This window comes from Gaetbulibacter sp. NE, from assembly GCF_025548475.1.
Classification (GTDB): domain Bacteria; phylum Bacteroidota; class Bacteroidia; order Flavobacteriales; family Flavobacteriaceae; genus Gaetbulibacter_B; species Gaetbulibacter_B jejuensis.
Genome location: NZ_JAOQHY010000001.1, coordinates 145558 through 168182, shown reverse-complemented (window position 1 = coordinate 168182; position 22625 = coordinate 145558). Strand labels below are relative to the sequence as shown.

The 22625-nt window shown below is 31.4% G+C and carries 24 protein-coding genes and 1 other RNA gene; 12 read left to right on the top strand and 13 right to left on the bottom strand.

Annotated elements, in window-relative coordinates:
- Positions 1–27: 27 nt before the first annotated feature.
- Positions 28–1431, bottom strand: coding sequence for an anthranilate synthase component I family protein (locus OD803_RS00850; protein ID WP_262732014.1), 1404 nt, complete (start codon positions 1429–1431; stop codon positions 28–30).
- A 292-nt stretch (positions 1432–1723) separates the two neighbouring features.
- Here OD803_RS00850 and OD803_RS00845 point away from each other — a divergent pair, with 292 nt between their 5' ends.
- From OD803_RS00845 to OD803_RS00825, 5 genes are all read left to right on the top strand, one after another.
- Entirely contained in the window at positions 1724–2245 is a 522-nt protein-coding gene (locus OD803_RS00845; RefSeq protein WP_262732013.1) for a TlpA family protein disulfide reductase, read from the top strand.
- Positions 2246–2256: 11 nt separating this feature from the next.
- Positions 2257–2868, top strand: coding sequence for a thioredoxin family protein (locus OD803_RS00840; protein ID WP_131505844.1), 612 nt, complete (start codon positions 2257–2259; stop codon positions 2866–2868).
- A 107-nt stretch (positions 2869–2975) separates the two neighbouring features.
- Positions 2976–3284, top strand: a complete 309-nt coding sequence (locus OD803_RS00835) for a rhodanese-like domain-containing protein (RefSeq protein WP_134198752.1) — start codon at positions 2976–2978, stop codon at positions 3282–3284.
- 18 nt (positions 3285–3302) lie between these two features.
- A complete protein-coding gene (locus tag OD803_RS00830; protein WP_129759132.1) occupies positions 3303–3701 on the top strand; it encodes a rhodanese-like domain-containing protein in 399 nt (132 codons plus the stop codon).
- A gap of 195 nt (positions 3702–3896) precedes the next feature.
- Positions 3897–5915, top strand: coding sequence for a protein-disulfide reductase DsbD family protein (locus OD803_RS00825; RefSeq protein WP_262732012.1), 2019 nt, complete (start codon positions 3897–3899; stop codon positions 5913–5915).
- 30 nt (positions 5916–5945) lie between these two features.
- Here the strand turns inward: OD803_RS00825 and ssrA are convergent.
- Positions 5946–6341: a transfer-messenger RNA gene (gene ssrA / locus OD803_RS00820) on the bottom strand.
- A gap of 141 nt (positions 6342–6482) precedes the next feature.
- On the opposite strand from ssrA, the gene OD803_RS00815 reads away from it, so the two are divergent.
- Entirely contained in the window at positions 6483–7688 is a 1206-nt protein-coding gene (locus OD803_RS00815; protein WP_262732011.1) for an NAD(P)-dependent oxidoreductase, read from the top strand.
- Here the strand turns inward: OD803_RS00815 and OD803_RS00810 are convergent, their stop codons facing one another.
- The 6 genes from OD803_RS00810 to OD803_RS00785 all read right to left on the bottom strand — a co-directional run bounded on the left by OD803_RS00810 (position 7689) and on the right by OD803_RS00785 (position 11754).
- Positions 7689–8351, bottom strand: coding sequence for a DUF1361 domain-containing protein (locus OD803_RS00810; RefSeq protein ID WP_262732010.1), 663 nt, complete (start codon positions 8349–8351; stop codon positions 7689–7691).
- The gene (locus OD803_RS00805; protein WP_262732009.1) at positions 8348–8725 is read right to left on the bottom strand and encodes a ribosomal maturation YjgA family protein; all 378 of its coding nucleotides are present in this window, start codon (positions 8723–8725) and stop codon (positions 8348–8350) included. The genes OD803_RS00810 and OD803_RS00805 overlap by 4 nt, the downstream gene beginning before the upstream one ends.
- A complete protein-coding gene (locus OD803_RS00800) occupies positions 8722–9033 on the bottom strand; it encodes a hypothetical protein (RefSeq protein ID WP_262732008.1) in 312 nt (103 codons plus the stop codon). The genes OD803_RS00805 and OD803_RS00800 overlap by 4 nt, the downstream gene beginning before the upstream one ends.
- An 82-nt stretch (positions 9034–9115) precedes the next feature.
- Positions 9116–10489: a cell envelope integrity protein CreD gene (gene creD / locus OD803_RS00795; RefSeq protein WP_262732007.1), complete on the bottom strand. Its 1374-nt coding sequence runs from the start codon at positions 10487–10489 to the stop codon at positions 9116–9118.
- A 54-nt stretch (positions 10490–10543) separates the two neighbouring features.
- Positions 10544–10837 carry a winged helix-turn-helix domain-containing protein gene (locus OD803_RS00790; RefSeq protein WP_129759110.1) on the bottom strand — a complete coding sequence of 98 codons (294 nt, stop codon included), beginning with the start codon at positions 10835–10837 and terminating at the stop codon, positions 10544–10546.
- 308 nt (positions 10838–11145) lie between these two features.
- Positions 11146–11754, bottom strand: a complete 609-nt coding sequence (locus tag OD803_RS00785; protein WP_262732006.1) for a hypothetical protein — start codon at positions 11752–11754, stop codon at positions 11146–11148.
- An 89-nt stretch (positions 11755–11843) separates the two neighbouring features.
- On the opposite strand from OD803_RS00785, the gene OD803_RS00780 reads away from it, so the two are divergent.
- Entirely contained in the window at positions 11844–12203 is a 360-nt protein-coding gene (locus tag OD803_RS00780) for a DUF1801 domain-containing protein (RefSeq protein WP_262732005.1), read from the top strand.
- Here OD803_RS00780 and OD803_RS00775 read toward each other — a convergent pair whose 3' ends face one another.
- The 3 genes from OD803_RS00775 to OD803_RS00765 are packed head-to-tail and all read right to left on the bottom strand — an operon-like array spanning position 12204 to position 13892.
- Positions 12204–12671: a GNAT family N-acetyltransferase gene (locus OD803_RS00775; RefSeq protein ID WP_262732004.1), complete on the bottom strand. Its 468-nt coding sequence runs from the start codon at positions 12669–12671 to the stop codon at positions 12204–12206.
- A gap of 2 nt (positions 12672–12673) precedes the next feature.
- The gene (gene kdsA / locus OD803_RS00770) at positions 12674–13492 is read right to left on the bottom strand and encodes a 3-deoxy-8-phosphooctulonate synthase (protein ID WP_262732003.1); all 819 of its coding nucleotides are present in this window, start codon (positions 13490–13492) and stop codon (positions 12674–12676) included.
- A gap of 40 nt (positions 13493–13532) precedes the next feature.
- The gene (locus tag OD803_RS00765) at positions 13533–13892 is read right to left on the bottom strand and encodes a hypothetical protein (RefSeq protein ID WP_262732002.1); all 360 of its coding nucleotides are present in this window, start codon (positions 13890–13892) and stop codon (positions 13533–13535) included.
- Between the two features lie 333 nt (positions 13893–14225).
- On the opposite strand from OD803_RS00765, the gene typA reads away from it, so the two are divergent.
- Together typA and OD803_RS00755 are read left to right on the top strand one after the other, a co-directional pair.
- On the top strand, positions 14226–16025 hold the full coding sequence (typA, locus tag OD803_RS00760; protein ID WP_187347829.1) for a translational GTPase TypA: 1800 nt from the start codon (positions 14226–14228) through the stop codon (positions 16023–16025).
- Positions 16026–16152: 127 nt separating this feature from the next.
- Positions 16153–16707 (top strand): class I SAM-dependent methyltransferase, encoded by a 555-nt coding sequence (locus OD803_RS00755; RefSeq protein ID WP_262732001.1) that lies wholly within the window; start codon positions 16153–16155, stop codon positions 16705–16707.
- Here the strand turns inward: OD803_RS00755 and OD803_RS00750 are convergent.
- On the bottom strand, positions 16699–17874 hold the full coding sequence (locus OD803_RS00750; protein ID WP_262732000.1) for a glycosyltransferase family 2 protein: 1176 nt from the start codon (positions 17872–17874) through the stop codon (positions 16699–16701). The genes OD803_RS00755 and OD803_RS00750 overlap by 9 nt on opposite strands.
- Entirely contained in the window at positions 17858–19156 is a 1299-nt protein-coding gene (locus tag OD803_RS00745; RefSeq protein WP_262731999.1) for a hypothetical protein, read from the bottom strand. The genes OD803_RS00750 and OD803_RS00745 overlap by 17 nt, the downstream gene beginning before the upstream one ends.
- Positions 19157–19275: 119 nt before the next feature.
- Between OD803_RS00745 and OD803_RS00740 the strand changes: the two genes are divergently transcribed.
- The 3 genes from OD803_RS00740 to OD803_RS00730 are packed head-to-tail and all read left to right on the top strand — an operon-like array spanning position 19276 to position 22625.
- Entirely contained in the window at positions 19276–20223 is a 948-nt protein-coding gene (locus tag OD803_RS00740) for a FemAB family protein (RefSeq protein ID WP_262731998.1), read from the top strand.
- Positions 20220–21320, top strand: a complete 1101-nt coding sequence (locus tag OD803_RS00735; RefSeq protein WP_262731997.1) for a DegT/DnrJ/EryC1/StrS family aminotransferase — start codon at positions 20220–20222, stop codon at positions 21318–21320. Before OD803_RS00740 ends, OD803_RS00735 begins: the two co-directional genes overlap by 4 nt.
- Positions 21321–22625, top strand: coding sequence for an O-antigen translocase (locus OD803_RS00730; protein ID WP_262731996.1), 1305 nt, complete (start codon positions 21321–21323; stop codon positions 22623–22625). It begins immediately after the preceding gene.

Genomic DNA, 22625 nt, shown 5'->3' with positions numbered 1-22625 from the left:
TTAAATGCCCATTATGGGCTTTCATGGCTATAAATTTTCAGCAAGTTCAATGGCTCTTGTAAGTGCACCTAATTTGTTATATACTTCTTGTAATTCATTTTCAGGATTTGATTTTGAGACCAATCCAGCTCCTGCTTGCCAATGCAGTGTGTGGTTTTTACTTAAAAAAGTCCTAATCATAATGGCATGATTAAAGTTGCCTTCAAAATCCATAAACCCAATGGCTCCACCATAAAAGTCGCGACTTGTTTTCTCATATGCTTCAATAAGTTGCATTGCTTTATGTTTTGGAGCTCCACTTAAAGTTCCTGCAGGAAAAGTGTCAGCTACCACTTGCATAGTTGTGGTTTTGTCGTGTTTGTTACCAGAAACTTTACTTACCAAATGAATAACGTGAGAGAAAAACTGAACCTCTCTGTAGGTGTCAACTTTTACATTGTTTCCATGTCTACTCAAATCGTTACGCGCTAAATCTACGAGCATAACATGTTCGGAGTTTTCTTTGATGTCTTCAGAAAGTTGCTTAGCTAGTTCAGCATCTTTTTCATCGCTTCCTGTGCGTTTAAAAGTGCCTGCTATTGGGTGAATTTCAGCTTTTCCATTGTTTACAATCAATTGTGCTTCTGGCGAACTTCCAAAGATTTTAAAATCACCATAATCAAAGTAAAATAGGTAAGGAGAAGGGTTGATGCTACGTAAGGCTCTATATACATTAAACTCGTCACCTTTAAAATTTTGAGAGAATTTTTTTGAAAGTACTAATTGAAACACATCACCTCTAGCACAATGTTTTTTTGCAAGTTCTACATGCTCTTTGTACTCATTGTCAGTAAGGTTTGATTTAGTTTCACCATCAGTTGAAAAATTAAAAACGGCAAAGTTTTTAGATTTTATAAGCTGATGAATATCGTCAATATTGTTTTCGGTATCAAAGCAATGTGCAAAAATATAGGCTACGTTTTTATGGTGGTTAATAGCAATGATATTTTGATACACAGCATAGTAAATATCTGGAATGTCCAGATGGTCTTCTTTTTTTGAAATTTTAATATCTTCAAAGTAGCGAACAGCATCATAAGCCATATATCCAAAAATGCCATTGTTGATAAACTTAAATTCCTTATCAGAATCTACTTTAAAACGCTGTGTGAATTTGTGAATTTTTTCAGTGACATTAACATCATCTTTTATCTTGTTGATAATGCTGCTGCCATCAGGAAACTGTTCGGTAATGGTTTCATTTTTTACTTCAATAGAAGCAATTGGGTTACAGCAGATGTATGAAAAACTATTATCGTTTGCATGGTAGTCGCTACTTTCAAGTAAGATACTATTGGGAAACTTGTCGCGTACTTTAAGGTAGATACTAACAGGAGTAATTGTGTCGGCAAGAATTTTTTTATAATGTGTGTAAAGGCTAAAGGTTTTCATTGGTAAATAAATTAAAAAAGGCTTGTCGTGAATGACAAGCCTTTTTGATATTTTTAGTTTTAAATATATTAATAGGGTTAGTTCACGAAAATTGAGTTTCGAGACATCCACCACCAAGTATTATTTAAAATTGTATTCATGTTTTTGTTTGTTGGGTCAAATATAGAAATGAAAATTATTTTTTCAAATTATTTGTAGAAATATTTGTGTGGGAGCATTTTAATTTAAATTAAGCCCTATAAAGTTTTGTTAAAGATTAAAGGTTTTTCAGTGTTATGCTTACTTTTATAATATGAAATATACACTGTTAATACTAACAATGATCTTGTGTTTTTCCTGTAAAGAGGAAAAAAAAGATGCTATTGCCGAAGCACAAATTGAAACTCCTAATACCTTAGAGTTAGAAGTTCATGATTTTAATGGTATAAAAAAATATCTAACAGCTACTGATGATAAAACCTATGTAGTTAACTTTTGGGCAACGTGGTGCGCTCCTTGTGTTAAAGAGTTGCCTTATTTTGAAACATTAAATTCTGAATATAAAGCTAAAGATGTTGAGGTGATATTGATAAGTTTAGATTTTCCTTCTAAATATGAATCAAAACTTAAACCTTTTATAGTTGATAAGAAATTACAATCTAAAGTTGTGGCGCTTGACGATGCTGATGCTAACTCTTGGATTCCTAAGGTAGATGAAAGCTGGTCAGGAGCAATTCCTGCTACAGTAATTTTCAATAAAAATAAACGCAAGTTCTACGAAAAATCGTTTACTTATGACGAGCTAGAAACCGAATTAAAACAATTTTTAAACTAAAACAAAACACTATGAAAACATTAAAACTAGTATTTGCTTTTGTAGCTATGTTATCACTTTCAGCATTCACAACTGTGGGTGATGGCCATGGTTATCATGTTGGTGACATTGCAACAGATTTTAAACTTGAAAATATTGATGGTAAAATGGTGTCTTTAGCAGATTATAAAGATGCTAAAGGATTCATTGTAATATTTACATGCAATACTTGCCCTTATGCTGTTGCTTACGAGGACAGAATTATTGAATTAGACAAAAAATATGCTGATAAAGGTTATCCTGTTATAGCTATTATGCCAAATAATACCGATGTTAAACCTGGAGATAATATGGAAGCTATGCAAGCCAGAGCAAAATCAAAAGGGTTTACATTTCCTTATTTAATTGACGAAGGACAAAAAATCTATCCTCAATATGGAGCGACAAAAACACCACATGTATATGTGCTACAAAAAACTGCAAAAGGGAATCAGGTAAAGTACATTGGAGCTATTGACGATAACTATAAAGACGCAAGTCAAGTAAATACTACCTACGTTGAAAATGCTGTTGATGCATTATTAAAAGGAAAAGAAATTAAAGAAACACAAACAAGAGCTATAGGATGCTCAATTAAAGTGTAAATAAATACATTTTAAAGCTTAAATTAAAATCCAATTGTAACAGATTGGATTTTTTTTCGTCTATATCATAAAGAAAAGTTAAATTTGTTATAATCAAAAACTAAAAAATGGCAGATTTAACACAAGAAGAATGGGCAAAACAACTATCAGCGGATACTAATGCTGTGGTTTTGGACGTTAGAACACAAGACGAAGTTGATGAAGGTATAATACCTAATGCAGTGCATATTGATATTTATGGAGGTCAAGAATTTATTTCAAAAGTAGAAGAACTTGACAAAACCAAAAACTATTATGTGTATTGTCGATCTGGAAACAGAAGCGGTCAAGCTTGTGCTATAATGAATCAATTAGGTTTTGATAATGCTTATAATCTTGTTGGAGGTATTACCGAGTGGGAAGGTGATATAGTATAACTTTAAATTGTATTAAAAATGAAACAGGTATTAATTGTGTTGACTTTAATGTTAACATTTACAGTGACAAGCTGTAAAGACGATTCGCAAAGCGATGTTAAACTGGTATCACCAGAAGAAATGCAAACACTTTTAGAATTAGAAGATGTGCAATTAATAGATGTTAGAACACCTGAAGAATTTAAAGAAGGTAACATACCTACTGCTCAAAATATAGATTACAACTCGCCAACTTTTGATGAGGATATCACAAAGCTAGACAAAACAAAACCAGTAATATTGTATTGTAAGTCTGGAGGAAGAAGCGCAAAATGCGCAAAAAAAATGGAGGAAGCTGGCTTTGTTAAAGTATATGATCTCGATGGAGGCATTTCTAAATGGCAGCATGAAGGCTACGAAGTAGAAATCAAATCTTAACTCACCAAACCGAACATTACGTTCGGTTTTTTTATATCTAAATTTTATTAGTAAAACTTTAACGTCTTTGTCAGTTAGTAGTTTGTTAGTATCAAATTGAAGCGTCGACTAAGCAGATTTAAGAAAGCTTTATAATATAATTCTAACACAAGTGTTACATTTGTTAATTCTAACTACTAGACTAATTTTTAAAGAATGAAGAACATCGTTTTAAGTTGTTTGATGCTCATTATGCCTATTGTTGCATCCCAAGCACAAATTTTAGAACCAGTAAAATGGTCAACCTCAGTTGAAAAAATTTCTGATACAGAATATAATTTAGTATCCATTGCCACCATAGATAAAGGTTGGCATTTATACTCCCAAAATGTACCAGATGATGGTCCAATACCAACAACATTTACTTATACAGAAGATGGTTTTCAGTTGTTAGAAAATACTAAGGAAGAAGAAGGACACACTGTTGATGATCCTGTGTTTGAAATGAAAATTAAATTTTTTGAAAACAAAGCAGAGTTTAAGCAACGTGTCAAAGTGTTAAATAACGAACTCTCTATCGTAAAAGGAGAAGTAGAGTTTATGGTGTGCGACGATGCCAGATGTTTACCGCCAAGTTATGTCGATTTAGAGTTTAACTTGTCAAATTCAGAAAGTGTTTCTAGTAATAGTGGAAAAGAAGAAACGGTTCAAAATATTTTTGAAATACCTAAAGACAAAGAAGAAGTAAAGCAAGAAAACACTATTTCTAAAACTTCATCTAAACCTGAAAATGAAGAGCAAAAAGGACTTTTTACAATTTTTATTGTTGCTTTTTTATCAGGTTTCCTTGCATTATTAACACCTTGTGTGTTCCCTATGATACCAATGACGGTAAGTTTCTTTATTAAACAAAGCAAATCAAAGTCTAAAGGAATTAGAAATGCAGTAATTTATGGATTGTCTATAGTTGTAATCTATGTGCTTTTAGGAACTATTATCACAGCTATTTTTGGAGCTGATGCTTTAAATGCGCTAGCAACTAATGTATGGTTTAACGTTATTTTCTTTTTATTACTAATTGTATTTGCACTATCCTTTTTAGGAGCTTTTGAAATTGTGTTACCGAATTCTTGGGCAAATAAAGTAGATAGACAAGCAGATAAAGGAGGTATAATAGGTATCTTTTTTATGGCTTTAGCATTAGCAATTGTGTCTTTTTCTTGCACAGGACCAATTGTAGGAACATTATTGGTTGAAGCAGCTTCTAAAGGAGGTTTAGCTCCAGTGATTGGGATGTTAGGGTTTTCATTAGCTATTGCATTACCATTTGCTTTGTTTGCTGCATTCCCAGGATGGTTAAATTCTCTGCCAAAATCAGGAGGATGGTTAAATACTGTAAAAGTTGTATTAGGATTCTTAGAGTTAGCCTTAGCATTTAAATTTTTATCGCAAGCCGATTTGGTATTACAACTACATTTGTTAGAACGCGAAGTGTTTATAGCTATTTGGATAGCTGTATTTGGTACGCTTTCACTGTACCTGTTCGGAAAAATTCAATTGCCACATGACTCACCTTTAAAATATATTTCAGTTGGTAGACTTTGTCTAGGTTTAGTAACATTGTCGTTTACAATTTATATGATACCAGGACTTTGGGGAGCACCACTTAATTTAATAAGTGCGTTTCCGCCTCCATTAGATTATAGCGAGTCACCTTATGGAGTTGGTAACTCTAAAACTGGAGGTGCAGCTATGTCAAGTGATCATAACGACTTGCCTGAAGGTGCACATTTATTGGCTCCACATCAAATATTAGCATTCAATGATTATGACAAAGGCTTAGCCTATGCAAAAAAAGTAGGAAAACCTGTGATGATTGATTTTACAGGTTGGGCTTGTGTAAATTGTCGCAAAATGGAGCAAAATGTATGGGTAAAAGATAAAGTGCTAAATGTTTTAAAAAATGACATTGTTCTTATATCCTTATATGTTGATGATAAACGTCCTTTACCTGAAGATGAAGTCGTAGAATCACAATTAAGACCTGGTAAAAAACTCAAATATATTGGGCAAAAATGGAGCGAGTTCCAAACCATAAAGTATAAAACCAATACACAGCCTTTTTATGTATTGATGGGTCATGATGAAGAAAATCTTATTGATCCTGTGGGTTACACTCCCAATGTTGATGAATATTACAATTGGTTAAAAACAGGATTAGATAATTTTAAATAATAATAAAAACCGCTTAAATAAGCGGTTTTTTTGTGGAGTCGGAGGGACTCGAACCCTCGTCCAAACAAGCTATCAAAGGGCTTTCTACACGTTTAGTCTGTTATTGTTTTTTCGATTGTAAGCTGGCAAAAGACAGCCTACTTACAACTTAGCTTTTGTATCTCGAAAGTGCATCAAAGCGCTACACTATCTTAGTTAATCTTTACGATGCCTCTAATTAGAACGCCATTAACCAAGGCTTTCAGGAGACATTTAGCTTTCCTACCTTGTAGGACGAGGCCTGATCTTACTATGATTCAGATTAAGCAGCTAAAGCGTAGTTATTCTCGCCGTTTAAAAAGTTGACCTAGCCTTTTACGTGTATCATGGTCGTTACACGACGTGCTTACCGTTTAATGAGTCTCGCTGTCAAAACCAGTCGACCCCTTTATTGTCTTAATAAAGACAGTTTGCAAAGTTATTAAAAAGTTTGTATAACCCTACTTTTACTCTTATTTTCGTACAAATTTTATACCAATATTATAATTGACCAAAACTGTCAGTTATCATCATAACATACTTATTTATATGAAATTCGCAATCATTAAAGAACGTAAAAATCCACCTGATAGACGTGTTGTATTTTCACCAGAAAAACTAGCTGAGGCAAAGTCTTTGTTTTCAAAATCAGAATTTAAGGTAGAGTCTTCAGATATTAGAGTTTTTCCTGATAAGGATTATGCTTCAAAAGGATTTGATGTGTCTCAAGATGTGTCTGATTGTGATGTGATGATAGGTGTAAAGGAAGTGCCTATTGAGGCTTTAATTCCTAATAAAAAATACTTTTTCTTTTCGCATACCATAAAAAAACAACCTTATAATAGAAAATTGCTTAAAGCTATTTTAGAAAAAAATATAGAGCTTTATGACCATGAAACTATTGTTAGAGAAGATAATGCGCGTTTAATTGGTTTTGGACGTTATGCAGGTTTGGTAGGTGCTTACAACGGTTTTAGAGCTTTGGGCTTAAGAGACAATTTATTTGATTTACCAAAAGTTGAAACCCTTGCCGATTTAGATGAAGTCAAAGCAGAGTTGGATAAAATTACAATTCCTAATATAAAAATACTGTTATCTGGTACAGGTAAAGTAGCTTATGGTGCTAAAGAAATTTTAGACCATTTGGGTATTAAACAAGTTAGTGATGCATTGTATTTAACTTCAGAGTTTACTGAGCCAGTGTATTGTATGGTTGATGTTATGGAGTATAATAAACGTAAAGATGGTAAGGTTGGTGATAAATATGAGTTTTACAACGATCCATCAGGATATGAAAGTAATTTTATGCCTTATGCTAAGCAAACCGATTACTTTATTGCTGGACATTTTTATGGTAACAATGCGCCATTTTTATTCACTAGAGAAGATGCTAAAGATAAAGCGTTTAGAATTAACCTAGTTGCAGATGTGTCTTGCGATATTGATGGACCAGTGGCTTCAACCATTAGACCTTCTACTATTGCAGATCCGTTTTATGGTTATAATCCGCAAACCGAAAAAGAAGTGGCATATAACGCCGAAGGTGCAATAACAGTAATGGCAGTTGATAACTTACCTTGTGAGTTGCCAAAAGATGCAAGTGAAGGTTTTGGTGATATGTTTTTAGAACATGTGATACCTGCATTTTACAACAACGATGCTGATGGTGTATTGCAACGTGCAAAAATTACTGAAAAAGGTCAATTGACTGAGCGTTTTAAATACCTTCAGGATTATGTTGATGGTTTGGAATAGTTAAATAACGGTTGCTTTTTCTTTTAAAACTTTCAGCATCCAATAAGAAATCGCTAAAAAACTACCAAAGGTTATTGTAAATACCCAAGCTTCAATATTGGGTTTAAAAATGATTTCAAAAATATCAGTAAATATTGCAGAAGGTTGATGTATGATTTCCCAGGAATTATAACGTAAAAATCTACCAAGATAAATGCCAAATGCAGTAAGACCAAAAAGTAATAACAGTATTGATGAAATGTACTTTTTGTTGATATACTGATGCAATAATTTTTCCATGTCAGATAAAGACAAAAAGAAAAGCATTAAACCGTTGTAAGCAAATGAGGTAACTAGTAACACGTCTAGCCACAGCATTGGGTTGGAGCTAATTTTTAGGTGTAATAAATCGGTAACAATATAAGGTGCGTTTGGTAAAAAGAGCAACCAAACTAAAAACCAAAATACGAACACAAGTTTTTTAGGTTTAGAAATACTGCTTAAATAGGTTGTGATACCATACGGAATGATAGCCAAAAAGAGATTCCATACTAAAAATAGGAAGAAGAAGGAATGCGTTATTTTAGCTCGAATCATTAACAAAACAATGCTTAACGCTAACGAAGCTGTAAGTATTAGAATAAGTTTGAAGCGGTTGAATAGTAAGCTTTTTATGGTGTTCATGATTTTGATGTTTTTAAATGTTCAATACATAAAATGGTTAAGACTCCAAGAGTGTAGGCTATTAAATCACTAATGTGAAACGTACTACCAAGTATGAGTTTTGCAAGGTGACTGCCTCTTAAGTTTAAGACATCCAACAAATTGAAGAGCTGCAAAAATTCAATACTAAAAGCAAAAAGTAATACACCAACTGCAGCAGCAAGTGGCTTTATGTTGCTAAAACTTTTAATACATGTATACATTAAAATAACCACCAAATAATCGCCAAAAGTGTGACGAATAAAACCTTCTTTTAAAAAGATAGCAATAGCTATTTCAACTACTAGAAGTAAGGTGAAAAACGCAAAGTATGTTTTGTTAAATTTTAGTGTCATAGAAGTACTTTATGTATAGGAAAAGTTATCATCATATAAAAGTAAAGTATAGCAATAGGGATGTTTAGCAGCATTAACCCACATGTTTTTAGGGCATCTGTTTTGTCAGTTTTATTCAGTAAAGTTTGACCAATAATAGCGGTTAGTATTACAATGTTTACAATAACTTCAATAAAAACTATTGCAGCAGCAGTAAAAATGTCAATAAATGAATTACCAAAATATAAGTAAAAGGATAGTAAACAAGTTCCAATGACAAAGCTTACTAATGCAACTATTTTTCCTGTGAAATTAATGTTGTTTTTCATCTTTATGATTTTTAATGAAACCTCGCTCATTTCAAAATAAAAACTGAAAGAGGAGCGAGGATTCAATCACCAACTAATAAAACTAACCGTTATTCCAATCAATTTTTCTAGATACAAACATTACAATAGCAAGTATTATAAACAAGCCAACGCTACCAACCAATAATGCATAGTTTTCTAACTGAATTATCACATATATAAACGTGTATAAAGCGGTTAAAGACAAGCCAATAAACAGTGGGAATTTAAACGTTTTCAATATTGATTTAGAGTATAGTGTAATGAGTGCAACTACCGAAACTCCTGCCACTAAATAGGCTTTTAAAAAGTCGCTATGTTCTGAAATGGAAACCAATAAGGTGTAAAACATAGTTAGTGCTAAACCAATCATTAAATATTGAAACGGATGAATATTTATCTTACTCATAGTTTGTATCAGGAAAAACACTAAAAATGTAAGACCAATAACCAAAAAGCCATATTTAGCTGAACGTTCACTTTTTTGATATTCATCAACCATTACAACAAACTTGGTCCCAAACGCAAACTTGTTGAGGTTAGGTATTTTGTTAAGGTACTGTTGCGAAAAGGCTCTATTGATATGAAGAACTTTCCAGTTGGCTTTAAAACCGTCTTTTGTAATTTCTTTTGTTTCATCATCAGGTAGATAGTTACCTGTAAAACTTGGATCTGCCCAATTGGAACTCATGTGCATTGTAGTGGTTTTTCCTATAGGCACAACTTTTATGCTTTTACTACCATTATATGCAATACTAAAATAGAAATTGATGTTGGCATCTTTTGGTACGTCGCTTTCTTTTAAGAAACCAGATTCTAACTCATCTAAATAGCCGCTATAGTTTTTGGGATTATCGCTAAAGTTGGTTTCAAACGTGTAACTACTATCATTAAGTTTAAGATTCATTTCATTTTTAATACCTTTTAAGTTTGAAGTTTTAATAAGTACTGTGGCTTTGTCCCAAATAATATCTTCGTCTTTTATGTCTTTAAGTTGAAGTTGCGGTTTGGTGTAAAATCCTTTAAAATCCATATCAGTTGTGTAAACTGCAGATTCAAAGTTGCCTCTTTTTAAGGTTTTTGAATTTACATTGGAAGTGATATCTAAACTCTCAGGAAAAATGTAAGCATAGTTAATATGTGTAGTGGTTTCGGTAAGATAGGTTTTGGTCTTATCGTTGTAAGTTTTTGTTTCAGAATAGGTCTTGTAAGGGAGTTTTAAAATAGGACCATAAATGAGTACTTCATTTCCCCATTTTTCATTGATTTCATTAACTACATCTTGTTGTCGCATGGAGCGTTCAGTAATTAAACTATTGATGTACGCTAACGGAATAAGTAATATAATTACCAAGAAGCCAACCATTAGCATTCTGGCAGTGATTGAAGTTTTAATCCAATGTCCAAATTTGTTCTGTTGTTTTTGTTGATGTTCCATGTTGTTTGTATTTAAAGTACTTTGAATTTCAAAGTAGATTGATAAAAAATATATTTATTGTTTGTTAATTAATTTTTCGAGAGCTTCAATATGCTTTTTAAATTCTGCTTTACCAAGTGTTGTGGTAGAGTAACGTGTGTTGGGTTTTCGTCCAATAAATTGCTTTTCAACCTTAATATACTCTGCAGCTTCCAATGCTTTTGTATGGCTAGCAAGATTACCATCGGTTGCGCCCAAAAGCTCTTTAAGCGTATTAAAATCGGCATATTCATTTACCATTAAAATAGACATGATGCCTAATCTAATTCGGTGATCAAAAACTTTATTTATGTTGTTAATTATGCTCATTACTTTCTTGCTAAGGCAAGAATCTTTTTTTTAAATATTTAAAAAATTTAAAGCTTAAATAAATTATAATTAAAATGTTTATAACAATTAAAATATAATATGAAATATATGCTACTTTCTCTATTAATGTCATTCCTCCTAAACTCCAATAATAACCTTTTGTAGAGTCCCAAGTATCTTCATAATTTAATAGAATTAAACCAATAATAATATAAAGAGCTAAGTCAATTGATATAAATACAAACCAGAATAATAATTTTTTAATCATCAATCATGTTTTTGGTTTAGTTTGTATTTCGGTTTCAATTTCATTTTCTATCATACTTAAAATGCATTAGTGTACCATAAATAATATGCATTACACCAAAACCTAAAACCCAAAACCAAAATCCGTAACTAGGCATTAATGCGCAAATTAAACCTAAAATTATTTCGGTAAATCCTAAATATCTAATATCTCCAATACTGTATTTTGAAGCACTTATTAATGCTAATCCATAAAAAATAAGCATTAAGGCAGCAGTATGACCATAACGTTCTTGTTTTAAAATAATGAGTATATAAATACCTCCTGTAATTAACGGAACCAAAAAGTTTAGCAATAAGCGTTTTGATGAGCTATCCCATATTTTCTCATTGTTTTTCTTGGCTTTTTTTGTGGTTAAATAAATACCAGTAGCAATACTTAAAAATGCAACGCCTAACAGAATTGCAAAACAGATATTAAAAATGGTACCATCAAGAATAAGGTAACCTCTTACTGAATTTGATACAATATAATATGCTATAGCAGCTCCAACAAGCGCATAAACACCAGCAAGAATTCCTGAGAGACCGCTAAGTGAAATAAAACGAGACGACTTGTTCATCAAGTTTTTAATCTCGCTTATGTCTTTTAAATAATCTTTTGACTCCATATAAAAGTACTTTGAATTGCAAAGTAAATGAATTTATTTTAGTTTTTGGATATAAATTTTTGTTAATTTTGAAATGAAACTAGAACCAAGTGAAACCAGCAGAAGCCTATATTTATAAACAGCAAGAGCCTTTTAAGTCTATATTAATGCATATTCAAATATTAATAGAGCATACATTTCCTGAGGCGCATTTGGAATATAAATGGAGAATTCCATGCTATTATATTGGTACACGACCAATTTGTTACCTTAATAAAAGTAAAGATTATATTGATGTTGGGTTTTGGCATGCTAACCACATTACAAAACATGCAGATTGCTTAGTTTCGGAAAAACGAAAGAAGATTAAATCGTTACGTTATAAACAACTTGACGATATTGATGACAACATTTTTATTAGTATCCTTAAAGAAGTAGAAGCCTTTAAGAATTCGTCATTTATGAAATAACTATAGTTCTTTATGAACTATATAGTTTTCAAACACGAGTCCTTTAAAAGACTTTTTTTGTTTTTTCTCAACAATATAATATTGGTCTTCAAAAAAAGGTAATGCAGTAATGCTAACATCAGACTTAATTATCTCATAGCCATTGGTGATGACTTTAGACTCAATAATTTGCATAAGCTTTATAGCTATACCTTGACGTTGGTAATCTTTATGAACAAACAAACCGTCAAAATAGTTGCCGTTTTTTAAATAAGCAAAGCCTACAATGCGATCTTCATTTTCAGCAACAATAAAGTAGTTGTTTTTTATTCTGTCTTCCCACTTATCAAGATCATTTGCTCCAGAAGCCCAAACTTGTATTTGTTTTTCAGAATAGTCTTTAGAGTTTATAGCTCTTATGGTGTCTCTGAAAACAGAAGTAATTTCTGGTATATCTTCTAGTGTAGCTTGACGTATTTTAAGTTCCAAAATTAAAGACTGTTTACAGTTTTTCTAATTGCAGTTAAGTTGGTAAGCAATTTTTCTAGATTATCTAAATGTAGCATGTTAGCACCATCACTTTTTGCATTTGCAGGATCAAAATGCGTTTCAATAAACAAACCGTCTACATTGTTTACAACTCCAGCTCTAGCAATGGTTTCAATCATATCTGGTCGCCCACCAGTTACACCTACACTTTGATTTGGTTGCTGAAGAGAGTGGGTAACATCTAAAACAACAGGAGCGTATTGCTTCATGGTAGGAATTCCTCTGAAATCTACAATCATATCTTGATAACCAAACATAGTTCCTCTATCCGTTATCCAAGCTTTGTCGCTACCAGAATCTTTAACTTTTTGTACAGCGTGTTTCATGGCTTCAGGACTCATAAACTGTCCTTTCTTTAAGTTTACCACTTTGCCAGTTTGTGCTGCAGCAACCACTAAATCGGTTTGACGAACCAAAAAAGCAGGGATTTGAAGTACATCAACATATTCGGCAGCCATAACAGCATCAGAAACCTCATGTATATCTGTTATTGTAGGAATATCAAACGTTTCAGATACTTTCTTTAAAATCTTAAGAGCTTTTTCATCACCAATTCCTGTAAAACTGTCTATTCTACTTCTGTTAGCTTTTTTAAAACTACCTTTAAATACATAAGGGATTTCAAGTTTATCAGTAATAGAAATCACTTTTTCAGCAATACGTAAAGCCATATCTTCACCTTCAATGGCACAAGGGCCACAAAGCAAGAAAAAGTTATCAGAATTAGTGTGTTTTAGTTTAGGAACTTCGTTAAGATTCATCTGCTTTTTGTTTGAAAATTTCAGCAGCAAAGATAATCATTTAAAAGCTTCTTTTTAAACTATTTCTTATAATCCATAATGCCATTATAAAATTGGCAATTGCTAAAAAGCCACCATACAAAATAAACTTTTTGGTAGTATATGACAACAACACAATGTTAAACAAATCTGATAGATAAGCTAAAATCATGTACGACGACAAGCATACAAAGGTAATTCCTAATGTAAAATTGAGTTTGCGGTTTGGTTTTAGTACTTGCCATAAAAATGGAATACCAAACAGTAAAATAGGATATGCGCTTATACCTTCACTACGGTTTACAACAGTAAACCAGTAGGCAATTATTGCTAGAAAGTATAGGTAAGGGACAAATTTTGAATATTTGCTAATTATTTTCATCTGTATTAATTTAAGGGTTCAGATGTAAAATCACCAATATGTATAGCACAGTTGGTTAAATTGGCTATTTACTATTAATCATAATCTTTAACGTAATATACGAACAGAAATTATGGCGAAGATGGACTATAACATTTAATTAACTAACGACTCATTAAGTGTTAAAATGTGTGGTTTGTTTTTAAATTACTGAAAATTAGTTTTTTGAATTTCATAGGAGGCTGTTTTTACAACTCAAGGTTATTTTTTCTTTAACATTAAAGAATTATCTGTATAGATGTATTTTACAAAAGATTTTAGCGTACATTTGCACGCTTAAAATAAGACGTCATTATGGCTAGTATTAAAAACATTGCAATCATTGCTCACGTTGACCACGGAAAAACTACTTTGGTTGACAAAATTATGTACCATTGTCAGTTATTTCGTGAAAACGAAAATACAGGAGATTTAATTCTTGATAACAATGATTTAGAACGTGAAAGAGGTATTACAATTACTTCAAAAAACGTTTCGGTAACTTATAAGGATACCAAAATAAATATTATTGATACTCCTGGTCACGCCGATTTTGGTGGAGAAGTAGAGCGTGTGCTTAATATGGCTGATGGTGTGTTATTGCTTGTAGATGCTTTTGAAGGTCCTATGCCACAAACACGTTTTGTACTTCAAAAAGCTATTGACTTAGGTTTAAAACCATGTGTGGTTGTAAATAAAGTTGATAAAGAAAATTGTACACCAGATGAGGTTCATGAAAAAGTATTTGATTTAATGTTTGAATTAGGTGCTGAAGAGTGGCAGTTAGATTTCCCAACAGTTTATGGTTCTGCTAAGAACAACTGGATGAGTGAAGACTGGAAAAAACAAACCGAAAATATCGAACCATTGTTAGACATGGTAATTGAGCATATACCTTCTCCTAAAATTGAAGAAGGAACTACTCAAATGCTAATAACGTCTCTAGACTTTTCATCGTTTACAGGAAGAATTGCTATTGGTCGTTTAACAAGAGGAGAGCTTAAAGCTGGACAAAATATCTCATTAGTAAAAAGAGATGGTTCAGTTGTAAAATCTAAAGTAAAAGAACTTCATGTTTTTGAAGGATTAGGACGTAAAAAGGTAGATGCTGTAGAGGCAGGAGATATTTGTGCATTAGTTGGTTTAGAAGGATTTGATATTGGAGACACTGTTGCTGATTTTGAAAACCCTGAAGGTTTAAAAACCATAGCTATTGATGAGCCAACAATGAGCATGTTATTTACAATTAACGATTCACCATTTTTTGGTAAAGACGGAAAGTTTGTAACCTCTCGTCATATTAAAGAACGTTTAACCAAAGAGCTTGAAAAAAACCTTGCATTGAGAGTTGAAGAAACTGATAGTGCAGATAAATTTATGGTTTTTGGTAGAGGTGTATTGCATCTTTCAGTATTAATCGAAACGATGCGTCGTGAAGGTTATGAGCTTCAAATTGGTCAGCCACAAGTAATCATCAAAGAAATTGATGGTGTAAAATGTGAGCCAGTTGAAGAAATGACTATTGATTTACCAGAAGAGGTTTCAGGGAAAGCTATAGAAATGGTGACCATGCGAAAAGGTGAAATGCTAAGCATGGAAGCTAAAGGTGAGCGTATGGTATGTGAGTTTATTGTGCCTTCTCGTGGTATTATTGGTTTACGTAACCAATTATTAACTGCTACTGCTGGAGAAGCTATAATGGCACATCGTTTTAAAGAATATCAACCGATAAAAGGAGGTATTCCTGAGCGTCAAAACGGAAGTTTAGTGTCTATGGAAAAAGGTACAGCAATTCCTTATTCTATTGATAAATTACAAGAAAGAGGTAAGTTTTTTATTGATCCAGGAGAAGATATCTATGAAGGTCAAGTTATTGGAGAAAACTCTAGAGGAGATGATATGGTTGTTAACGTTACAAAAACTAAAAAACTAAGTAACGTACGTAGTTCTGGAGCCGATGATAAAGCTAAAATTGTTCCTGCTATTAAGTTTTCGTTAGAAGAAGCTTTGGAATATATCCAAAAAGACGAATACGTAGAAGTAACACCAAATCACTTACGTTTACGTAAAATTTTATTGACTGAAGTTGAGCGTAAGAGAAGCAAGAGTATTTAATAATTACTGATATATTTTAAAAAAAAAGAATTCTATAAAAGAGTTCCTTTTTTTATTTAATAGTAGTAAATAATAGTTTGTTCAAATTATTACAATTAAATTGAGCAATTACTTTTAAAGATTATAAATGAAATTTCTTGATAGGTTTTTAAGAGATTATAGAATAAATGTAGCTAGTCGATATGTTAGAGTTAACGACAAGATATTGGATATTGGATGTTTTGATGGGTATTTGTTTGAGAAACTAGCGAAGAAAAATATTCAAGCTAGTGTAGGTTTGGATCCTTTGTTGAAAAACGACTCTAAAAAAGGAATTCATACACTTTTGTCAGGAAAATTCCCTGAAGCTATTTCTGATAATGAAACATTTGACTGTATTGTGATGTTAGCAGTGTTAGAGCATATTCCAAGAGAAGAACAAAAGCAATTTAATAGTCAATTTGATAAGTTTTTAAAATCTAAAGGACGAGTAATAATTACAGTTCCATCTCCATTGGTTGATCATATACTTGTTGTGTTATCTAAGCTAAGATTAATTGATGGTATGTCTCTAGACGAACATTATGGTTTTGAAATTAAAGAAGTGTTTGATTTGCTTGATAAACAAAGCTTTAAGTTGGTGAAGCATAAAAAATTTCAGTTAGGCTTAAACAACTTATTTGTTTTTGAAAAATTAAACTGACTCGTTTTTTTGAGTTTGACTTTTTAGACTTAAAATGCTAAAAAACAGACTAAATAAAATAATTTGTATTCCTAGTAATATTGTAAATGCAGCAGGAATTACAATACGCAATGTGTCAGACGGATTTAGATTTCCAAAGTTCAAATTCTTCCAAACTGTAGTTCCGTAGACACTTAAACCAAATCCTAATAGTAACAACAGGCTCCCAACGATTAAACCAGATTCTAAATTAAGATATTTAAACAGTTTGTTGTAACGATTACTTTTAGGTAAAAGCCCATTTTCAACAGCAAAAATCTTGGTGAGAGCATAAAACACAAAAAATTGAAATCCAATTAAAAAGATACTTGCAGTGTATAGTAGTGTGTGTACGTCAAAACTAATATTGTAGATGTGAACAGGTTTTATAACGAGCAATGTAGATGTTGTAAACCCTAAGAGCATTAATAAAATACTTGGGTATAAGAAAAGCCAGTTAGGAGCATAAAGCATTAAAAACCTAAGATGCCTCCAACCGTCTCTCCAAGTGTTTAAGTGAGGAGGTCTAGATCTACCGTCTTTATGTAAAATTGTTGGGACTTCTGTAATCGATAAGTTATTAAGCTTTGATTTTACAATCATTTCAGAGGCAAACTCCATTCCTGTTGTTTTCAAATTCATCTTCAAATAAGCTTCTTTTGAAAAACCTCTTAACCCACAGTGAAAATCACCAATTTTAATATTAAAGAATAAACGACCTATAAACGACAGTACAGGATTGCCTAAGTATTTATGAAGAAAAGGCATCGCGTTTTTTTTAATACCACCTTTAAATCGGTTACCCATAACTAAATCATAACCTTCTCTAAGTTTTAGTATAAAAAGATATAAAGCTTCAAAGTCATAGCTGTCATCAGCATCAGCCATAATAATATATTTTCCTTTAGCGGCATCAATACCTCCTTTTAAAGCGCTTCCATAACCTTTGTTTGTTACATGAACAACATTAGCATTAAGATTTTGAGCAATTGTAGTAGAACCATCAGTACTGCCATTATCGGCAATTATAATTTCTCCGTTAATATTATGTTTTTGTATGAATGATTGTGCTTTAGTGATACAAACTTCTAAAGTTTCTGCTTCATTTAAACATGGCATTACTATAGATAATTCAATGTTTGATTCCATGTTTAATTTGTTTAAATACAATAATAAATATTAAAAAATACAAAGCGTAATTATAGAATAAATACCTAATAATTGAATGGCTTGCTATGCAAACTAAAAGTGTGTTTGATAGTATTAATGCAGACAACATAAATAGCAAATAATAATTGTTGTTATTGCTTGTAAATAATTTTATTAGGCTTAATAAAAATACAGTAACAATAATAATAAGTATGACTATGCCATTGAACGCATGAATTAAATTGGCAAAAAACAAGTTAAGCCATTTGTTGAAATTTTGATTAATTAGTGAAAATGAAATATTTCGTAATGTATTTTCTATAGATAAATGTGCTTGAGCTATTTCTAAATGGGTTGAGTTAGATAGTTCGTCTTTCAAAAAAAAAGCTCTACCATAATAATGTACTGTTCTATTACAAATATTTGGAATATGATTATGAAAAAAACTGTAGTAATCTTTGTAAGAACCTTCTTTTTGGTTAGTTAATAAAAGCTTTTGCTTATCTAGTTTGTTGTAGCAAATATCAAATACCTTTTTGTCATTTCCAGTAAGTTGGTTGGAGTCACTTTTTTTAGATACATAAAATGCAGCTGTAGATATATTTACAAAACTAAAAGGAGTGGACATAAAGATATCATCTTTTAATTTGTGGTAGCTTTTATCAGCTAAAAGGACTACTATAGGCAATAGTAGTAAAACTATAAATCTATTTAAATGTGGTTTTTTAAATAGTATTTTTTTATGTTTCAAAATATACATAAAAGCAATAGGGACTATAGCAATAATAAATTGCCCTCTGGTTAAGGCCAATAATAAAAATACTACAATGAAATACTTAAAGGACTTTGTGTTTGTAAAGAAAAAATCTATCCCAAAAGCTACAAAAAGTAGGTATAAGGGGTAGCTTAACCCTTCGGGGCAAATATTGTTAGCAACTTCTAATGGAGGAAAAAAAGGAAATAATAGAAAAATAAATAATCCTATTTTAGTGATTAAGTTAAACGTAATCAGTTTTGAAATCTTGGTGTAAAAAACAAATGTTGCCAAAAGCCCAAAAATAGCTTGAAAAGCAATAACTAAAACATCGAAAACTTTACCACTAAAAAACAAATCAAAACATTTAATAAAAATTACATATCCAAGATGTCTGTATGGCATTGCTTCTAGATAGCTGCGAGTATCAGGAGAATATATAGCAGGTTGAAAAATCAGATATAAGAAAACAACTAAATAAACTATTAGAAGTAGCTTGTTTTCACTTTTTTTGATTTTTACTATCAAGGTCTTGATTTTAGAGTATAAATATAGAATAATTGAGTATAAATGTAACTTGAAGACTAAAAATTATTGTATTTTGGTAGCCAGATGATAATGACATTATTAGAGATTAATCTTACACATTGAGCACTTACAAAGTAGTTAAATACCAACCAGAATATAAACTTGTTTGGGATGCTTTTGTTAAGCATTCAAAGAATGCTACTTTTTTATTTCATAGAGATTTTATGGAGTATCATCAAGATAGGTTTGAGGATTACTCACTATTAATGTTTAAAAGTGATAAAGTTATTGCGGTTTTACCAGCAAATAAGGTTGATGATAATGTCTATTCCCATCAAGGACTTACTTATGGAGGCTTGGTTTTAGGTTCCACCATTTTTTCTGAAAACATTACTGACATGTTTAAAGAATTACATTTATATTTAAAAGCCAATGGAATAAAGAATTTTGTGGTGAAAACAATTCCAAATTTTTATTTCAATAATTTTCCAATTGATATAAGTAAAATCATGATTGATGAAAACTATGAGTTTGAGTCTAGTAATATGGTGTTAGCAGTTGATTATAATGTGCCTTTGAGGATACATAAAAGCAAGCAAAAAAAGTACAGAAACAATAAACACAATTTTAGAATTAAGCAATCTAATAGTTTTAAATCATTTTGGGAACAGGTTTTAGTTCCACGACTTCAAGAAAAGCATAACGCTAAACCTGTTCATACATTAGTTGAAATATCAATGCTCAATAAAAGGTTTCCAAATCACATAAAACAGTTTGATATTTATTTAGATGATGAGATTTTAGCTGGTATAACCATTTTTGAAAATGAAAATGTAGTGAAATCCCAATATGGAGCTACTACAGCAATAGGAGAAAAGACCAGAGCATTGGATTATTTATTTTTATATTTAATTAATCATTACAAGGAAATGGGAAAGCATTTCTTTTCTATGGGAACAGTTGCAGATCCTAATTATGATTTAGGCTACAATCCTGGGTTATTAAAACAAAAAGAAGAGTTAGGTTGTACGGTTTTTGAGCAGCCTATTTTAAAGATTGAATTATGATTCCTTTTTTAGATTTAAAAAGTATAAATAAAAAATACGAGTCTAGTTTTAAAAGCTATATAGATACTTTTTTTGATACTGGTAGATATATTTTAGGAAAAGAAGTTGACTTATTTGAACAAAACTATGCTGCATATTGCGGTACAAATTATTGTATAGGGACAGGAAATGGATTAGATGCTTTAGTACTTATATTTAAGTCTTTTATTCATTTAGGCAAATTGAAATTAGGAGATGAAGTTCTTGTACCTGCAAACACTTATATCGCATCAATACTCTCAGTAATTGAAGCAGGACTAAAGCCTGTTTTTGTTGAGCCAGACGCTAAAACTTTTAATATTTCTCCTTCAGAAATAGAAAAACACATATCAGTTAATACAAAAGCCATTATGCCAGTGCATTTGTATGGACAATTGGCTGATATGGAAAAGATAAATGCTATAGCTAAAACACATGGTTTACTCGTTGTAGAAGATGCAGCTCAAGCTCATGGAGCTGAAAATAATTTAGGAATTAAAGCAGGAAATCTTTCAGATGCTGCTGCTTTTAGCTTCTATCCAAGTAAAAATTTAGGAGCTTTGGGCGATGCTGGTGCAGTAACAACCAATAATGAAGACATCGCTAATTGCATCAGACTTTTAAGAAATTACGGTAGTAAAGAAAAATACAAAAACGAAATTATAGGTTGTAATAGTAGGCTAGATGAATTACAAGCAGCCTTTTTAAGTATTAAATTAAAAGGGTTAGATAATGAAAATAAAAGAAGACAAGAGGTAGCTACGCAATATCTTAATGAAATTAAAAATGAGAAGATTATCTTGCCTTTTTATGATACTACTAAAAATCATATATTTCATGCGTTTGTAGTTCAAGTAAATGAACGCAAAAAGTTTACTGAATATTTAACTAATAATGGTGTAGGTTGGCTTATTCATTATCCTATTGCGCCTCATAAACAAAATGCGTTTAAGAAGTACAGTGAGTTAAATTTACCAATTACTGAAAGTATTCATAATACTGTTGTAAGTATTCCAATGAGTCCAGTCATAACAGATGCAGAAGTTAAAAAAGTTATTGAAACATTAAATGCCTATTAATTGAAAAAGTTATTCGATTATATAAACACCAATGTGTTGGTTAAAGTTGCTCATCTAAATTCAGCAACTATAATCACAAAAATTTTAGCAGGATTATTTACATCCAAAGCTATTGCTGTTTTTATTGGAGTTGAAGGGATGGCTTTAATAGGTAATTTAAGAAACTTCTTAAGTGCAATTCAGTCACTCGCAATTTTAGGGTTTTATAATGGAGTGGTAAAATCAATAGCAGAGTTTAAACAAGATGCAGTAAAACTGAGTAAAGTGTTATCAACTTCATTTTATCTTGGATTTACAGTCACCATACTATTGTGTTTCTTGTGCTACTACAATGCAGAAACCGTAAATAACTTTTTATTTTCAGACAATTATAATTATGCCTATGTAATAAAAATATTGGCACTAGCATTACCATTTTATTCATTGAATATGTTTAGCTTTTCAATAATGAATGGGTTTGCCAAATATAAAATCCTGTTGATTATAAATATAATTGGGCAAGTTCTAGGGTTACTTGTAACCTTGTTACTAATTTATCAAAACAATATTGATGGAGCATTGGTCTCGGCAGTTATTGCACCTTCTTTAATTTTTTTAATTACTGTTGTTGGGTTTATAAATCAACGTAGTTTGGTGTCTTCGGTTAAAATATCAAATGTTAGTATTGATATATTAAAAAAACTAGGTCCTTTTGCTCTTATGGCATTAGTTTCAGCAGTAGCATTACCATTAATTTCTATTATGATTAGAAATTATATCACTGACTCTATAGGAATAAAAGAAGCAGGTTATTGGGAGGCAATTAATAGAATATCAGATTATTATTTAATGTTTGTGACTTCGTTGATGTCGTTATATATCCTTCCAAGATTTAATGAGATAGATAACAAAAAAGAGTTTAGAAATGAAGTGTTTAGTTTGTACAAATCCGTAATCCCAATTTTTGGTATTGGTCTTATACTTATTTATCTATTAAGACCATTTATTGTGCAAATTGTTTTTTCTAAAGATTTTGAACCAGTAGAAGACTTGTTTTTATGGCAATTGTTAGGTGATTTTGTAAAGGTGTTATCTATAGTTATAGCATATCAGTTTATTGCTAAAAAAATGTTCACTCACTTTATAATTATTGAGGTGTTTTTGGCGATAGTACTTTACCTATCTAGTGTATATTTAATTGATAGTTTTGGTGTTAAAGGAGCTGTAATTGGGCATTTTGTGAGTTATTTAATGCATTATGGTGTTATTTTATTAATATTTGGAAGTTCGCTCTTTGGGTTGGATTCTGATAAGTCTTTGGATTAA

Bases quoted from the DNA above. Each gene is read 5' to 3' on its own strand.
- OD803_RS00850 (WP_262732014.1), bottom strand. From the start codon at position 1,431: ATGAAAACCTTTAGCCTTTACACACATTATAAAAAAATTCTTGCCGAC.
- OD803_RS00845 (WP_262732013.1), top strand. From the start codon at position 1,724: ATGAAATATACACTGTTAATACTAACAATGATCTTGTGTTTTTCCTGT.
- OD803_RS00840 (WP_131505844.1), top strand. From the start codon at position 2,257: ATGAAAACATTAAAACTAGTATTTGCTTTTGTAGCTATGTTATCACTT.
- OD803_RS00835 (WP_134198752.1), top strand. From the start codon at position 2,976: ATGGCAGATTTAACACAAGAAGAATGGGCAAAACAACTATCAGCGGAT.
- OD803_RS00830 (WP_129759132.1), top strand. From the start codon at position 3,303: ATGAAACAGGTATTAATTGTGTTGACTTTAATGTTAACATTTACAGTG.
- OD803_RS00825 (WP_262732012.1), top strand. From the start codon at position 3,897: ATGAAGAACATCGTTTTAAGTTGTTTGATGCTCATTATGCCTATTGTT.
- OD803_RS00815 (WP_262732011.1), top strand. From the start codon at position 6,483: ATGAAATTCGCAATCATTAAAGAACGTAAAAATCCACCTGATAGACGT.
- OD803_RS00810 (WP_262732010.1), bottom strand. From the start codon at position 8,351: ATGAACACCATAAAAAGCTTACTATTCAACCGCTTCAAACTTATTCTA.
- OD803_RS00805 (WP_262732009.1), bottom strand. From the start codon at position 8,725: ATGACACTAAAATTTAACAAAACATACTTTGCGTTTTTCACCTTACTT.
- OD803_RS00800 (WP_262732008.1), bottom strand. From the start codon at position 9,033: ATGAAAAACAACATTAATTTCACAGGAAAAATAGTTGCATTAGTAAGC.
- creD (WP_262732007.1), bottom strand. From the start codon at position 10,489: ATGGAACATCAACAAAAACAACAGAACAAATTTGGACATTGGATTAAA.
- OD803_RS00790 (WP_129759110.1), bottom strand. From the start codon at position 10,837: ATGAGCATAATTAACAACATAAATAAAGTTTTTGATCACCGAATTAGA.
- OD803_RS00785 (WP_262732006.1), bottom strand. From the start codon at position 11,754: ATGGAGTCAAAAGATTATTTAAAAGACATAAGCGAGATTAAAAACTTG.
- kdsA (WP_262732003.1), bottom strand. From the start codon at position 13,492: ATGAATCTTAACGAAGTTCCTAAACTAAAACACACTAATTCTGATAAC.
- OD803_RS00765 (WP_262732002.1), bottom strand. From the start codon at position 13,892: ATGAAAATAATTAGCAAATATTCAAAATTTGTCCCTTACCTATACTTT.
- typA (WP_187347829.1), top strand. From the start codon at position 14,226: ATGGCTAGTATTAAAAACATTGCAATCATTGCTCACGTTGACCACGGA.
- OD803_RS00755 (WP_262732001.1), top strand. From the start codon at position 16,153: ATGAAATTTCTTGATAGGTTTTTAAGAGATTATAGAATAAATGTAGCT.
- OD803_RS00750 (WP_262732000.1), bottom strand. From the start codon at position 17,874: ATGGAATCAAACATTGAATTATCTATAGTAATGCCATGTTTAAATGAA.
- OD803_RS00735 (WP_262731997.1), top strand. From the start codon at position 20,220: ATGATTCCTTTTTTAGATTTAAAAAGTATAAATAAAAAATACGAGTCT.